The organism is Stenotrophomonas sp. STEN038, assembly GCF_056759895.1.
Map to the genome: position 1 here is coordinate 1 of NZ_JBRRDW010000043.1, position 14,866 is coordinate 14,866.

The following is a 14,866-nucleotide window of genomic DNA, read 5'->3' on the forward strand; positions in this document are numbered from 1 at the left end:
CCCCCGGGGCCGGGCTGCGCGCGTGTGCCGCCCCCCGCCGGGGGTCAGCGCCAAATCGCCACCCGCCCCCCCCGTCCCCCCCCCCCCACTACAGGACAGACCAAAAAAAGCCCCGGCTGTGCCGGGGCTTTTCGTATCAGCGGTCCTTCTGGATCGCATGCACCTTGTGCTGTTCGATGAACTCCTTGGACTGTTCGTCCAGCTTGTCACCGAGCATGCGCCGCACGCTTACGAAGAACAGCGGAATCAGCAACACGCCGATCACGGTGGCGAACAACATGCCACCGATCACGCCTGTACCCAGCGAGTGACGGGCATTGGCGCCGGCACCAGTGGAGATGGCCATCGGCAGCACGCCCAGGATGAAGGCGAACGAGGTCATCAGAATCGGGCGGAAACGCAGATGCGCCGCTTCGATGGTCGCTTCACGCAGGGTCTTGCCGGCGGCACGCTGCTCCACTGCGAACTCGACGATAAGAATCGCGTTCTTCGCCGCCAGGCCAATCACCGTCACCATGCCGATCTTGAAGTAAAGATCGTTCGGCAGGCCGCGCAGCAGCGAGAACACCACTGCACCGAGGATGCCGATCGGCACCACCAGCAGCACCGAGACCGGGATCGACCAGCTTTCATACAACGCAGCAAGGCACAGGAATACCACCACGATCGACAACACCATCAACAGCGTCGCGGCGTTACCGGCGAGGATTTCCTGATAGGACATGCCCGACCAGTCGAAACCGAAGCCTACCGGCAGGTCATCATGCACCAGCCGCTCCATGGTGCTCATGGCCTGGCCGGAACTGCCGCCGGGTGCCGGTGCGCCGACGATGTTGACCGCGGAATAGCCGTTGTAGCGGTTCAGGGCCGGCGGCGCATAGATCCACTCGGACTTGACCACCGCGCTGAGCGGGATCATCGCCGGCTGGCCAGTTGCATCCTTGCTCAGCGAGCTCGGCACGAAATAGCTGTTCAGCGATTCCGGACCAGTGCGGTATGCCGCGTCGGCCTGCATGTTGACGCGCTTGATGCGGCCGCCATAGAAGAAGTCGTTGACGTAGACCGGTGCCAGCATCATCTGGATGGCGGTATACACATCATTGACCGACACGCCCATGGCCTGGGCCTGCACGCGGTCAACCTTCAACTGCAGCTGGGGCGCGTTTTCCAGGGTGTTGGGGCGTACGCCAACCAGCGATTTGTCCTGGCCGGCTGCTCCCAGCAAGGTGTTGCGCGCATCCATCAAGGCGTCCTGGCCGGCACCGGTACGGTCCTGCAGCCACATGTCGAAACCACCGAACTGACCCAGACCCTGCACGGTCGGCAGGTTGACGAAGAAGATCTGCGCATCCTTGATGCCGTAGGCCTTCTTGTTCATTTTCTGGATGAACTCGGGTGCGGTTTCCTTGCGCTCGTCCCAGTCCTTGAGGCGGACGAAGGCCATGCCTACGTTCTCGCCGGCACCGATGAAGCTGAAGCCGGTGATCTGCATCAGGCCTTCAAAGGCTTCCTCGTCCTGCAAGGTGCCCAGCAGCTGATCGAACACAGCGCTGGTACGGGTTTTGGTGGCACCCGGCGGCAACTGCACGATGGCCAGTGCATAGCCCTGATCTTCTTCCGGCAGGAAGCTGCCCGGCAGACGGGTGAACAGGAAGCCGCACAGCACCAGCAACAGGGCGAACACCATCAACCAGCGCGGGGCGTGCTTGATGACGCCACCAACGGTGCCGACATAGCTCTTTTCCAGCTTGCCGTAGTACTTGTTGAAGGTGCGGTAGACCCAGTTCGGATTGTCGTTGTGGGTGGGCTTGAGGAAGGCCGCACACAGCGCCGGGGTGAAGGTCAGTGCCAGCAGGGCGGAGAATGCCATCGCCATGGCGATGGTCAGCGCGAACTGCTTGTAGATCTCGCCCGAGGCGCCCGGCTGCAGCGCAGACGGAATGAACACCGCTGCCAGCACCACGGTGATGGCCACCACCGCGCCGGTGATCTGGCCCATGGCTTTCTGCGTCGCCGGCTTCGGATCGAGCTTTTCCTCGGTCATGATGCGTTCGACGTTTTCGATGACGACGATGGCGTCATCGACCACGATGCCGATCGCCAGCACCATCGCGAACAGGGTCAGCTGGTTGATGGTGAAGCCAATGGCCAGCATGCCCATGAAGGTGCCGAGCAGGGCGACCGGGATGACCAGCGTGGGGATGATGGTGGCGCGGAAGTTCTGCAGGAACACCAGCATCACCAGGAACACCAGGATGATGGCCTCGACCAGGGTGTGGACCACTTCCTCGATCGAGATGGTCACGAAGGTGGTGCTGTCGTACGGAGTGAACCAGCTCACGCCGGGCGGGAAGCTCGGGGCCAGCTCGTCCATCTTCGCGCGCACGGCTTCGGATACATCAAGCGCGTTCGCACCGGGCAGCAGCTGGATGGCGAACACTGCCACCGGCTTGCCGTTGTACTTGGTGTCAAAGCCGTAGTTGGACGCACCAAAGGAAACCGTGGCGACATCCTTCAGCTTGACCACGCTGCCGTCATTGTTGGCCCGCAGGATGGTGTTCTCGAACTCTTCCGGCGAGCTGTAACGGCCTTCGGCGGCAACGGTGGCGGTGAATGCCTGGCCGTTGGGCGCAGGGTCGCCACCCACCGAACCGGCAGCGAACTGCAGGTTCTGGGTGCCAATGGCGTTGTATACATCGGTTGCCGACAGGTGATATCCCTGCAGCTTTTCCGGGTTCAGCCATACGCGCATCGCGTACTCGGAACCGAACTGCTGGGTGCTGCCGACGCCGGGAACACGCGAAACCTGTTCCAGCACGCGCGCACCGACGATGTCGTTCAGCGCATCGCGGTCGACCGTGCCGTCATCCGAACGTACGCCGATGGCCATCAGGAAGCCGGCGTTGGCCTTGGCCACCACCACACCCTGCTTGGTCACTTCCGAGGGCAGGCGCGGGGTCGCCAGCGACACCTTGTTCTGCACCTGCACCTGGGCGATGTCGGCATCGGTGCCGCTGTCGAAGGTCAGGGTGATGGTGACGCGGCCGGTCGATGACGACGACGAACTGAAGTACATCAGGTTGTCGATACCGGTCAGCTGCTGCTCGATCACCTGGGTGACCGATTTTTCCGCGGTGGACGCACTGGCGCCCGGATAGTTGGCGGTGACGGTCACCTGCGGTGGCGCCACGCTGGGGTAGGACTCGATACCCAGATTGAGGATCGAGATCACGCCACCAAGCGAGATCAGGATCGCCACCACCCAGGCGAAGACGGGATGCTCGATGAAAAATTTAGGCATGGCGGAGTCCCGTTATTCCTTTTTTGCCGGGGCTGCTGCCGGCGCGCCAGCGGCGGGCTTGGCTGCGTCGGGCTGCCACGGCTTGGCAGTGGCTGGTGCGCCTTCCTTGACCTTCTGCACGCCCGAAACAATGATCTGGTCGCCAGCGGCCAGGCCGGAGGAGACCAGCCAGTTGCCGCCCTGCTGGTTATCCAGAACGACGTTCTTGCGCACGACCTTGCCGTCCTTGCCGACGATCAGCACATAGCCGCCCTGGGTATCGCGCTGCACAGCCGCCTGCGGAACCAGGAAAGCATTGTGGCGCTCGCCAAGGTTGGCCTTGAAGCTGACGAACGAGCCCGGCAACAGGATGTGGTCCGGGTTGGGCAGCTGCGCGCGCAGCGACACCGTGCCGGTGGCCGGATCAACCGTGGTTGAGGAGAAATCCAGGGTGCCTTCGTGCCCGTAGGCACTGCCATCGGGTAGGTTGACCTGCACGGTGGTCTTGCCGTCGCCGGCCAGTGCCACCGCGCCCTTGTCCTGGGCTGCGCGCAGCAGGCTCAGTTCGTCGGCGGTCATCGAGAAGTTCACATACAGCGGGTCGATCTGGTCGACGGTGGTCAGCAGGGTCACATCGCCCTGGCCAACCAGCGCACCTTCAGTGACCTGCTGCTTGCCGGCCTGACCTGCGATTGGTGCAGTGACGCGGGCATAGCCGAGGTTGATGCGGGCGGTGGTGACTGCTGCTTCGGCCTGCTGCACGGCAGCGGCGGAAGAGCGCTCGGCGGCCTCGGCACTGTCCAGGTCGGACTTGGACACATAACTCTGCGGTGCCAGCGAGCGGGCGCGGTTGGCGGTGGCGCGGGCGTTGGCGTACGTGGCGCGGGCCGACGCCAGCGCACCTTCGGCCGAAGCCAGCGAGGCCTGCAGCGGTGCCGGGTCGATCAGGAACAGCACCTGGCCTTCCTTGACCGCGCTGCCTTCTTCATAGACGCGCTTCTGCAGCACGCCGGCCACGCGGGCGCGGACATCTGCGGAGCGGAACGGCGAAAGACGACCGACCAGCTCGCGCTGCAGCGGCAGGGTCTGCGGTTTGGCGTCGACTACGCCGACCTCCTGCGGAGGCGGTGCGGCTTGCTCCTGCGGTTTTTTACAGGCGGCAAGGCTCAGTGTCGCTGCACAGGTGAGAGCGAGAAGACGCAGTGGGGCGGTCATCAGGAGAAACTCCGGGTGTTGTTTTTATTTGGAGCTGCGGCGGCTTGGTACGTGCAGGCAAAGGCGCGTAGGAAGCCGTCGGTGGCAAATTCGGCCCAGCGGCGACGCTGTTGTGGATCATCGCGGTAAGGGGTGTGAAAGCGCTGTCTTTCAAAATCCTGGCCAGCAATCATGCTGATCAACAGCTCGGCCATGAACTGCGGGTCGTCATGCTTGAGGCGACCACGTTGCATTTCGGTTTGCATCCATTCAGCAACATGCTTGCGGAGTGCCTCGTTGCTTCCCAGGTACATGAACTGCGCTTCGTCGCGGAACTCATGGACGCTGGCCCCGATCAATTGCGCGGTACGGCGGACATTGGGTTTGTTGCGGTGCTCAAGGTAGCCGACAGCAAAGTCGAGCACCGTTTCTTGCAGCGGCTTGTCTTCACATACAGATAACGCTGCGGTCGCGGTGGACACGTGCAGTTGCATCGCCTGCCGCAGCAATTCGCGCTTGCTGCCGTAGCGGCTATAGAGCGTCTGCTTGGAGCAACCCGCTGCGGCTGCTATCGAATCCATACTTAGGCGTATGCCTTGTTTGGCCAATAGCTCACGCACCGCTTCGAGCACGCGCTGGTCACGCGCGTCGGTGGGCGCGGGGGTGGCAGAGGGGGTTTGCATAAGCGGTGGACTATACCGTCCAGTTTAGAAACACCGCAACGTAATTCGTCTTTCACTGTGCCTGGTGAGCGAATGAGATTCAGGTGGCGGACATCGTTTGCTGATCGTCTACCAGTAAAACCATGGCCGTTGCTGGCGCTCGCCAGAAAATTGCGATGCAGATAATGCGGCCCTGCAGCAAGGTTCTTTTTGTTACCAGCGATACAATCGCGGTTTCTCCAAACGAGCAACACCCAAAGCTCTGCCATGAAATCGCAAAACAGTGCTGCCAAGTCCGCAAAGACGAAATCCAAACCAGCTGTGAAGCAGAACATCGCGGAAGCTGGCCTCTCGCTAGAACCGGTATTTGCAGCCTTGCGGAAGCGTTATCCCGCTGCGGCCGCGCAGGCGCAGGCAGTGGCTTTTGCTACGGCGTTCTACAAGCGCATGGAAGCCGATGAATTCAAGCTGCACTCGGCCGATGATTGGGCGGTGCTGGCTGCGGGCATGCTCGAGTTCGCTCGCACCCGCAAGCCGGGCAAGGCCAATGTGCGCGTTTTCAACCCGGCGCTGAAGGCCGACGGTTGGGAATCGGCACATACCGTGCTGCAGATCGTCAACGACGACATGCCGTTCCTGGTGGACACGGTGACGCTGGCACTGGCCGAGCAGGGCATTGGCGTGCACGTGCTTGGCCATCCGGTCATCAGTATCGCGCGCGACAAGGCTGGCAAGCTCAGCGGCGTGGGCGAGGGCAAGCTGGAATCAGTGATGCTGCTGGAGATCGATCGCCAGCCGGCCGATGCACTGGATGCCGTTGCCAAGCGCGTCAGCGGTGCCGTGGAAGACGTGCGCGCCATCGTCAATGACTGGCAGCCGATGACCGACAAGGCGGTGGCACTGGCCGATGACCTGGGCAAGCGTCCGCTGCCGGTCAGCAAGGCTTCGCGCGCCGAGGCGCAGGAATTCCTGCGCTGGGCCGCCGACAATCATTTCACCTTCTTCGGTTACCGCGAATACAAAGTGGAGAAGAAGGGCAAGGAAGAAGTGCTGGTCGCCCAGAACGGCACCGGCCTGGGCCTGATGCGCGGCAAGGACACGATGGTCGCGCGCCCGGTCAAGGGTCTGGCCGCCGAAGGCCTGAACGCCACCAGCAGCCTGCATGATGCTCTGATCCTGACCAAGACCAATGCGCGCTCGCATATCCACCGCGGCGGCTACATGGACTACATCGGCGTGCTTGAGTTCGACGCCAAGGGCAAGATCATCGGCGAACAGCGCTTCCTCGGTCTGTTCACCTCCAGCGCCTACAACCGCCGCCCGTGGGAAATCCCGCTGGTGCGTCAGCGCTATGAAAACGTGATGGCGCGTTCGGGCCTGAGCCTGTCCAGCCACAGCGGCAAGGCGCTGCGCCACATCCTGGAGTCGCTGCCGCGCGAGGAACTGTTCCAGTCCAGCGAGGACGAACTGTTCCGTACCGCCATGGGTGTGCTCGGCCTGCAGGAGCGCGTGCGTAGCCGCTTGTTCCTGCGCCGCGACAAGTTCAGCCGCTTCATCTCGGCGCTGGTGTTCCTGCCGCGCGAGCGCTTCAACACCGACGTGCGCCTGCGTGTTGAAAGCATGCTCAAGGATGCCCTGCAGGGGGAATACGTCGACTCCAGCGTGGTGCTGGGTGACTCGCCGCTGGCGCAGGTGCACCTGATCGTGCGTCCCAAGGCCGGGCAGAGCCTGGAGCTGGACGTGGAAGGCATGGAGAAGCGCCTGGCCCACGTGCTGCGCAATTGGCAGGACGATCTGCGCGAAGCGCTGGTCGCCAGCCATGGCGAAGGCGAAGGCCTGCGCATTGCCTCGCGTATCGGCAAGGCACTGCCTGCTGGCTACATCGAAGACTCCAGCGCTGAAATCGCCGCGGCCGACGTCGCCCAGCTGGATGCATTGACCGGTCCGGACGACCTGCGCCTGAGCCTGCAGGCAATCCGCCGTGACGAGGTCGATGGCCTGCGCCTGAAGCTGTACCGCCAGCTGGAAGACATTCCGCTGTCCGACGTGCTGCCGATGATGGAGAACATGGGCCTGCGTGTGATCGCCGAGCGCCCGTACAAGCTGATGGTCGACGAAGCGCCGGTCTACGTGCAGGACTTCGAAGTCGAATCCACCATCGGTGCGATCGACCCGGCCAGCGCCAATGCCTCCTTCAGCGATGCCTTCGCCCGCGTCTGGCACGGCGATGCCGAGAACGACGGCTTCAACCGTCTGGTGCTGGGTGCAGGTCTGGATTGGCGCCAGGTGTCGATGCTGCGTGGCTACTGCAAGTACCTGCTGCAGATCGGCGTGCCGTTCTCGCAGGCCTACGTGGAAGGCACTTTCAACCGCTACCCGCTGCTGGCGCGTCTGATCGTGGAGCTGTTCGAAGCCCGCTTCGAGCCGACCCCGTCGGCCGACAAGGCGGTGCTGGACGCGCAGTTGGCCCAGTTCAAGCAGCTGGCCGGTGACGATGCCGCCACCGTCAAGCTGCTCGATGGCGTGGTCAAGGCGCGCAAGAGCGACCGTGCCGCCCGCATGGCGCTGGTCCACGAAGTGCTGATCAAGCTGCTTGACGGCGTGTCCAGCCTGGACGAAGACCGCATCCTGCGCAGCTTCATCGGCGTGATCGAAGCCACCCTGCGCACCAGCTACTACATGGTCCGCAAGGACGGCGTGCGCGCCGATGGCGGCCCGGCCGACTACATCAGTTTCAAGTTCGACGCCGCCAAGGTGCCGGACCTGCCCAAGCCGCGTCCGTACCGCGAAATCTTCGTGTGCGGCCCGCGCGTGGAAGGTACCCACCTGCGTTTCGGCCCGGTCGCCCGTGGTGGCCTGCGCTGGTCGGACCGTCGCGAAGACTTCCGCACCGAGGTGCTGGGTCTGGTCAAGGCACAGATGGTCAAGAACACCGTGATCGTGCCGGTCGGCTCCAAGGGCGGCTTCTTCGCCAAGCAGCTGCCGGACCCGGCGGTGGACCGCGATGCCTGGTTCGCCGAGGGCGTGGCCTGCTACAAGCGCTTCATCAACGGCCTGCTGGACATCACCGACAACATCGTCAACAACAAGATCGTGCCGCCGCAGGGTGTGGTGCGTCATGACATGGACGATCCGTACCTGGTCGTCGCTGCCGACAAGGGCACCGCCACGTTCTCCGACACCGCCAACGGCATTGCCCGTGCGCACGGTTTCTGGCTGGACGATGCGTTTGCTTCCGGTGGCTCGGTTGGTTATGACCACAAGGGCATGGGCATCACCGCGCGTGGTGCGTGGGAGTCGGTCAAGCGCCACTTCCGTGCGCTGGGCCAGGACTGCCAGAAGCAGGACTTCACCGTGGTCGGTGTTGGCGACATGTCCGGCGACGTGTTCGGTAACGGCATGCTGCTGTCCGAGCACATCCGCCTGGTCTGCGCTTTCGACCACCGCCACATCTTCCTCGACCCGAACCCGGTGGCTGCCAGCTCGTTCAAGGAACGCGCGCGCATGTTCAAGGTGCCGCGTTCGAGCTGGGCCGACTACGACAGCAAGCTGATCAGCAAGGGCGGCGGCATTTACCCGCGTTCGCTCAAGTCGATCGAGATCACCCCGGAAGTGCGTGAAGCACTGGGCATCGACGCCAGCATCAAGGCGATGAACCCGACCGACCTGATCAATGCCGCGCTGAAGGCACCGGTTGACCTGCTGTGGAACGGGGGCATCGGTACCTACGTCAAGTCGGCGACCGAGACCAATGCCGATGTCGGCGACCGCGCCAACAACGGCCTGCGCGTCAACGGCGGCGAGCTGCGCTGCAAGATCGTGGGCGAGGGCGGCAACCTGGGCATGACCCAGCTCGGCCGCATCGAGGCTGCGCAGGTTGGCGTGCTGCTCAACACCGACTTCATCGACAACTCGGCCGGTGTGGATACCTCCGACCACGAAGTCAACATCAAGATCCTGCTCAACGACGTGGTGCGCGCCAAGAAGCTCACCGTGGAGCAGCGCAACAAGCTGCTGGCCTCGATGACCGACGAGGTCGGCGAGCTGGTGCTGATGGACAACTACCGTCAGAACCAGGCGTTGAGCCTGATGGAACGGATGAGCAGCAAGCGTCTGGGCTCCAAGCAGCACTTCATCCGCACGCTGGAGAAGCAGGGCCTGCTGGATCGCCAGATCGAGTTCCTGCCGTCCGATGCCGAGCTGTCGGCACGCAAGCTGCGCGGCCAGGGCCTGACCCGTCCGGAGCTGGCGGTACTGCTGTCGTACTCCAAGATCGTCGCCTTCCAGCAGCTGCTGGAGTCGGACATCCCGGAAGATCCGTACCTGTCCAAGGAGCTGCTGCGTTATTTCCCGCAGCCGCTGCAGAAGAAGTACGCCGACGCGATGGAGCGTCACCGCCTGAAGCGTGAAATCATCGCCACGGCGGTGACCAACCAGACCATCAACCGCATGGGCGCCACCTTCCTGATGCGCATGCAGGAAGACACCGGCCGCACCGTGGCCGAGGTCGCCAAGGCTTACACCATCAGCCGCGAAACGCTGGACGCACGTGCACTGTGGACGCAGATCGACGCGCTCGACGGCACCTTGCCGGAAGCGGTGCAGGTGGACGCACTGGAAGTGATCTGGAAGCTGCAGCGTTCGTTCGTGCGTTGGCTGCTGACCCGCCCGGGCGCGATGCCGGGCATCACCGCCGCAGTGGATCGCTACCAGGGCCCGTTCAACGACATCCGTGTTGCCTCGGGCGTGCTGCCTGATTCGCAGCGCCCGGCCTATGAGGCCAGCGTCGCGGCGTGGAAGGAGAAGGGCTTGCCGGCGGCACTGGCGCAGCAGCTTTCCGAACTGCAGTTCCTGGAACCGGCGTTCGACATCATTGAGCTGGCGCGTCCGCGCAAGCTCAAGCCGGTGGATGTGTCCAAGGTCCACTTCCGCCTGGGCGAAGCCCTGCAGATGCCGTGGCTGTTCGAGCAGATCGATGCGCTGGAGGTCAACGGCCGTTGGCATGCGGTTGCCCGTGGCGTGCTGCGCGACGAGCTGGCTGCGCATCAGCGTGCACTGGCTGGCCAGGTGCTGTCGATGAAGGGCGCGACCGCCGAGGCCAAGGTGGCTGCGTGGTTGGGCCGCGATGACAGTGGCCTGCGCTTCACCCTGGCGATGCTGGCCGAGCTGGCCGAGCAGAAGACGCTGGACTACCCGACGGTGTCGGTGGCGGTGCAGCGTTTGGGGCAGTTGGCTGCGCACGGCGCTTAAGCCGGTAGGTTTTTGTTTTGGAGAACGGGCCCTTTGGGCCCGTTTTCTTTTGGGGAAATCAAGAGCTTGCCCTCACCCCAACCCCACACCCGCGCCCGGGAGACGGGCCCGCGATCTGCGAGCGCGAGCACCGCGTGCAATTGCAGCTTCAGCCCCTCTCCCGCCTGCGGGAGAGGGGTTGGGGTGAGGGCAAGCTGTTGTCGTTGGCCTTCAGTTTCCAAGCAAACGAAAGCACCAGCCAACACACCAGCAGGTTATCCTCGCCCTCCAAGCCGAACGAAAAGACGCGCCCGTGTCCCCCCGAATCGCATTCCTCGCCAGCACCGTCGAGACTGCCCAGCAGGCCCGTGTCAGCCTGGCTGCCCGCTATGGCGATCACAACCCGGAAGACGCGGACGTGATCTGCCCGCTCGGCGGCGATGGTTTCATGTTGCAGACCCTGCATCGCCACGGCGGCAAGGGCAAACCGGTATTCGGCATGAAGCTGGGCACCGTCGGCTTCCTGATGAACCACCATCGCGAAGATGATCTGATCGAGCGCCTGGCCCTGGCCGAACCGGCCTATCTGCGGCCGTTGGAAATGATCGCGCAGACCGAATCAGGCACCACCACCGGCTCGCTGGCCTATAACGACGTGTCACTGCTAAGGCAAACCCGACAGGCCGCGCATATCGGTATTGACCTCAATGGCCAGCAACGGGTGGAAGAACTGATCTGCGACGGCGTGCTGGTCTCCACACCCGCCGGCAGCACCGCGTACAACTACTCGGCGCACGGCCCGATCCTGCCGCTGGGCTCCAACACCATTGCCTTGACCCCGTTGGCCCCGTATCGGCCGCGGCGCTGGCGCGGCGCCATTCTCAAGGCCGAGACCGAAGTGCGCTTCCGCGTACTCGATCCTTACAAACGTCCGGTCAGCGTTACAGCCGATTCGCACGAAACCCGTGACGTGGTGGAAGTGACCATCCGTGAGTCGCGCGAGCGCCAGGTGACCCTGCTGTTCGACCCCGAGCACAACCTCGAAGAACGCATCCTGAGCGAACAGTTCATGGTCTGAATGCCGGAATGGCAGCAGCGGGGCCGCTTCCGGGTAGACTGGGTCCCGTTCCTTGATCGTATTGGGTTCATCGTCCATGGGTGACAACACTCCCCGGCTGCTCACTGTCGCGGTTACTTCGCGCGCACTGTTCGACCTCGAAGAAGGCCACGCCCTGTTCGAACGCGAAGGTCTGGAGGCCTATGCCGCCTACCAGCGAGCGCACGAAGACGATGTACTCAAGCCGGGTGTGGCCTTCCCGGTGGTGCGCAAGTTGCTGGCATTGAATGACGGCGCACCGGTGGAAACGCCGCGGGTCGAGGTGATCCTGCTATCGCGCAATTCCGCTGATACCGGCCTGCGCATCTTCAATTCCATCCAGCATTACAAGCTGGATATCGTGCGGGCAACCTTCACTGCTGGCGAGCCGACCTGGCCTTACGTCAAGCCGTTTGGTACCGATCTGTTCCTCTCGGCCAACCCGGACTCGGTGCGTCGTGCGCTGGTCAACGGCATCGCTGCGGCGACGATCCTGCCGCAGAGCGCGCAGGAGGTAGCTGCTGCTTCGGCAGCGGCTACCGATACCGGCCGCTCCAAGACCCAGCTGCGCATCGCCTTCGATGGTGACGCGGTGATCTTTGGTGATGAAAGCGAGCGCATCTCGCGCGAGCAGGGCGTGGAGGCGTTCGGTCGCCATGAGCGCGAACGCGCGCATGAGCCGCTCAGCGGTGGCCCGTTCCGCAACTTCCTGTCCGCACTACATGCCTTGCAGGCGGCGTTCCCGGCCGGCGAAGCCGCGCCCATCCGCACCGCGCTGGTAACCGCACGTTCGGCGCCAGCGCATGAGCGGGTTATCCGCACCCTGCGCGAGTGGGGTGTGCGTCTGGATGAAGCGCTGTTCCTCGGCGGCCGCCACAAGGGCCCGTTCCTTGAAGCCTTCGGTGCGGATATCTTCTTCGACGATTCGCAGCACAACATCGACAGCGCACGTCAGCACGTGGCTGCTGGCCATGTGCCGCATGGTGTAGCCAATCCGGATTGAACCGGTTGTTTGTAGGAGCGGCGTAAGCCGCGAAGCTGGTGACAAGACCGAATGCTTGCTGCCTGCAATTGCAGCCAATGCCGCTTCAGTAACATTTGTGGCTTCGCGGCTTACGCCGCTCCTACAAAAGCGTCGCATGCTAGGATGAAGTCGCTTTCGCGGGTTCCAAGCTGAACCAGCGGCAATCCCGCCGCGTCCTGATCTGCACGAATGCAGCAGATCCCTCCCGCACTGCACCCACCCGGTGATCCAGGGGCGGGGCCTGTTCCCCGACCGGTAGCGTCATGTACCTGCCATTCCCTTTCGCGCTGCCTTGCGTGGCGGCCGGGTGTTTCGCGCGCCGCGCGGGACTGGACGCATTGTCTCTCCTGCACGGCGCATAACGCGCCCTTGCGCAGTGCCGTCGCGTTTACGCGATTGCAGCTACACAGGAGAAACAACCCGAATGACCATGCGTATCGCCATTCTTGGAGCCGGCCCGAGCGGCTTGGCGCAACTTCGTGCCTTTGAATCCGCCCGTCGAGGTGGGGCTGAAGTGCCAGAGATCGTCTGCTTTGAAAAGCAATCGGATCTCGGCGGGATGTGGAACTACACATGGCGTACCGGGCTGGATGCTTATGGCGAACCCGTGCATGGCAGCATGTACCGCTACCTCTGGTCCAACGGCCCGAAGGAAGCGCTGGAGTTTGCCGACTACAGTTTCGAAGAGCATTTTGGCCGCCCGATCGCCTCCTATCCGCCACGCGCCGTGCTGCGCGACTACATCATGGGCCGCATCGAAAAGAGCGGCGTGCGTGATCAGATCCGCTTCAACATGGCGGTGCAATGGGTCGACTACTCGGAAGAGACCGAGCGCTTCACCGTCACCGTGCGCGACCTGAAGAAAGACGAGCTGCTGACCGAGGAGTTCGACCGGGTAATCGTTGCCACCGGGCATTTCTCCACGCCGAACGCGCCGTTCTTCGAAGGCGTAGATCGTTTCCCCGGGCGCGTGCTGCATGCACACGACTTCCGCGATGCCTGCGAGTTCACCGACAAGGATCTGCTGTTGGTAGGTAGCAGCTATTCGGCCGAGGACATTGGCACGCAGTGCTACAAATACGGCGCCAAATCGGTGACTTTCAGCTATCGCAGCGCGGCAACGGGCTACGACTGGCCGGCTGCGTTCGAGGAAAAGCCGCTGCTGCAGCGTGTCGAGGGCAATACAGCGCACTTCATCGATGGTACTAGCAAGGATGTGGATGCGATCGTGCTGTGCACCGGCTACCAGCACCATTTCCCGTTCCTGCCCGATGCGCTGACCCTGCGCACCCGCAACCGTCTGTACCCCGGTGATCTGTACAAGGGTGTGTTCTGGATCGACAACCCCAAGCTGATCTATCTGGGCATGCAGGACCAGTACTACACCTTCAACATGTTCGATGCGCAGGCCTGGTATGCGCGCGATGTGATCCTTGGCAGGATCACGCTGCCGGCGAGCGATGCAATGCGTGCAGATAGCGAAACCTGGCTGGCGCGTGAGGAGGCGACAACCTCGGCGGCGCAGGACATCGACTTCCAGACAGAGTATGTGCGCGATCTGCTCGATGCCACTGACTATCCGGACTTCAATGTCGAGGCCGTGGCCACGCTGTTCAAGCAGTGGAAGCGCGACAAGAAGGGCGACATCCTCGGCTATCGCAACTACAGCTATCGCTCGGTGCTGACCGGCACGCAGGCGCCGCTGCACCACACGCCTTGGATGCAGGCGATGGATGATTCACTGGAAGCCTTCCTGTTGGACAGCGAGGTCGAGGAGGCGCCGCGCAAGATTGCCTGACGGAACCGGCGCCGGTCAGTCCGGCGCCTGTCCCAGTGGCAGCACGATATTGGTCAGCCGCCAGCGCAGCCCTTGGCGGCTGAGTACGAACACGACCTCGCGGCCATCTTCCAGGTGCGTGGTGGCGGTATAGCGCGACAGCGACTCGTAATGGCCGGTGGTATTGGCCAGCGGCTTGGCTGGGGAGGGCGGTGCCCAGGTATCGCCACCAACGGTGTCACCGATGGCGCGCTTCCACAGGCTGTCACCCTGCAACAGCGCGGCAATACCCAAGGGGGTGACGAAGGTATCGACGCCGGCGCCGGTTAGATTGCCAGCCATGCCCAAGGCTACCTGGCCGAACAGACTGGACTGCATGTCGCTGCCGGCGCGGCGCACTATGTAATCGTTGATCTGCGCCTTGATGTTGACCCGTACCGCGCCGAAGTCCACGTGTCGCGCCAACTTGCCGGTGTCACGCTGTTCGATCGCCTGGCTGATGCCGCGGATTGCCAGATAGGGGCCGCCGATCACGTAAGCGGCCAGCAGCACCAGCGCAGCAATAACGGCGGGCAGTATCCATTTCTTCATTGCGTTGCGGTCC

General features: G+C 63.2%; 7 protein-coding genes and 1 pseudogene. 4 read left to right on the forward strand and 4 right to left on the reverse strand.

Annotated elements, in window-relative coordinates; translation table 11 throughout:
• Positions 1 to 136 precede the first annotated feature (136 nt).
• The 3 genes and pseudogenes from ACVOLS_RS16035 to ACVOLS_RS16045 all read right to left on the reverse strand — a co-directional run bounded on the left by ACVOLS_RS16035 (position 137) and on the right by ACVOLS_RS16045 (position 5,157).
• Entirely contained in the window at positions 137 to 3,301 is a 3,165-nt protein-coding gene (locus tag ACVOLS_RS16035; protein WP_481546444.1) for a multidrug efflux RND transporter permease subunit, read from the reverse strand.
• Between the two features lie 24 nt (positions 3,302 to 3,325).
• A pseudogene (locus ACVOLS_RS16040) lies at positions 3,326 to 4,495 on the reverse strand (efflux RND transporter periplasmic adaptor subunit); the annotation flags it as partial.
• A complete protein-coding gene (locus ACVOLS_RS16045) occupies positions 4,495 to 5,157 on the reverse strand; it encodes a TetR/AcrR family transcriptional regulator (RefSeq protein WP_481546445.1) in 663 nt (220 codons plus the stop codon). The pseudogene ACVOLS_RS16040 and the gene ACVOLS_RS16045, both read right to left, overlap by 1 nt.
• 246 nt (positions 5,158 to 5,403) lie before the next feature.
• Here ACVOLS_RS16045 and ACVOLS_RS16050 point away from each other — a divergent pair, with 246 nt between their 5' ends.
• The 4 genes from ACVOLS_RS16050 (at position 5,404) to ACVOLS_RS16065 (ending at position 14,283) form a co-directional block, all read left to right on the forward strand.
• On the forward strand, positions 5,404 to 10,386 hold the full coding sequence (locus ACVOLS_RS16050) for an NAD-glutamate dehydrogenase (protein WP_481546446.1): 4,983 nt from the start codon (positions 5,404 to 5,406) through the stop codon (positions 10,384 to 10,386).
• Positions 10,387 to 10,678: 292 nt separating this feature from the next.
• Entirely contained in the window at positions 10,679 to 11,443 is a 765-nt protein-coding gene (locus tag ACVOLS_RS16055) for an NAD kinase (protein ID WP_481514158.1), read from the forward strand.
• Between the two features lie 76 nt (positions 11,444 to 11,519).
• Positions 11,520 to 12,464: a 5'-nucleotidase gene (locus tag ACVOLS_RS16060; RefSeq protein ID WP_062166142.1), complete on the forward strand. Its 945-nt coding sequence runs from the start codon at positions 11,520 to 11,522 to the stop codon at positions 12,462 to 12,464.
• A gap of 445 nt (positions 12,465 to 12,909) precedes the next feature.
• On the forward strand, positions 12,910 to 14,283 hold the full coding sequence (locus ACVOLS_RS16065; protein ID WP_481546447.1) for an NAD(P)-binding domain-containing protein: 1,374 nt from the start codon (positions 12,910 to 12,912) through the stop codon (positions 14,281 to 14,283).
• A 15-nt stretch (positions 14,284 to 14,298) separates the two neighbouring features.
• Here the strand turns inward: ACVOLS_RS16065 and ACVOLS_RS16070 are convergent, their stop codons facing one another.
• Entirely contained in the window at positions 14,299 to 14,853 is a 555-nt protein-coding gene (locus ACVOLS_RS16070) for a DUF2939 domain-containing protein (RefSeq protein ID WP_481546448.1), read from the reverse strand.
• Between the last annotated feature and the right edge of the window lie 13 nt (positions 14,854 to 14,866).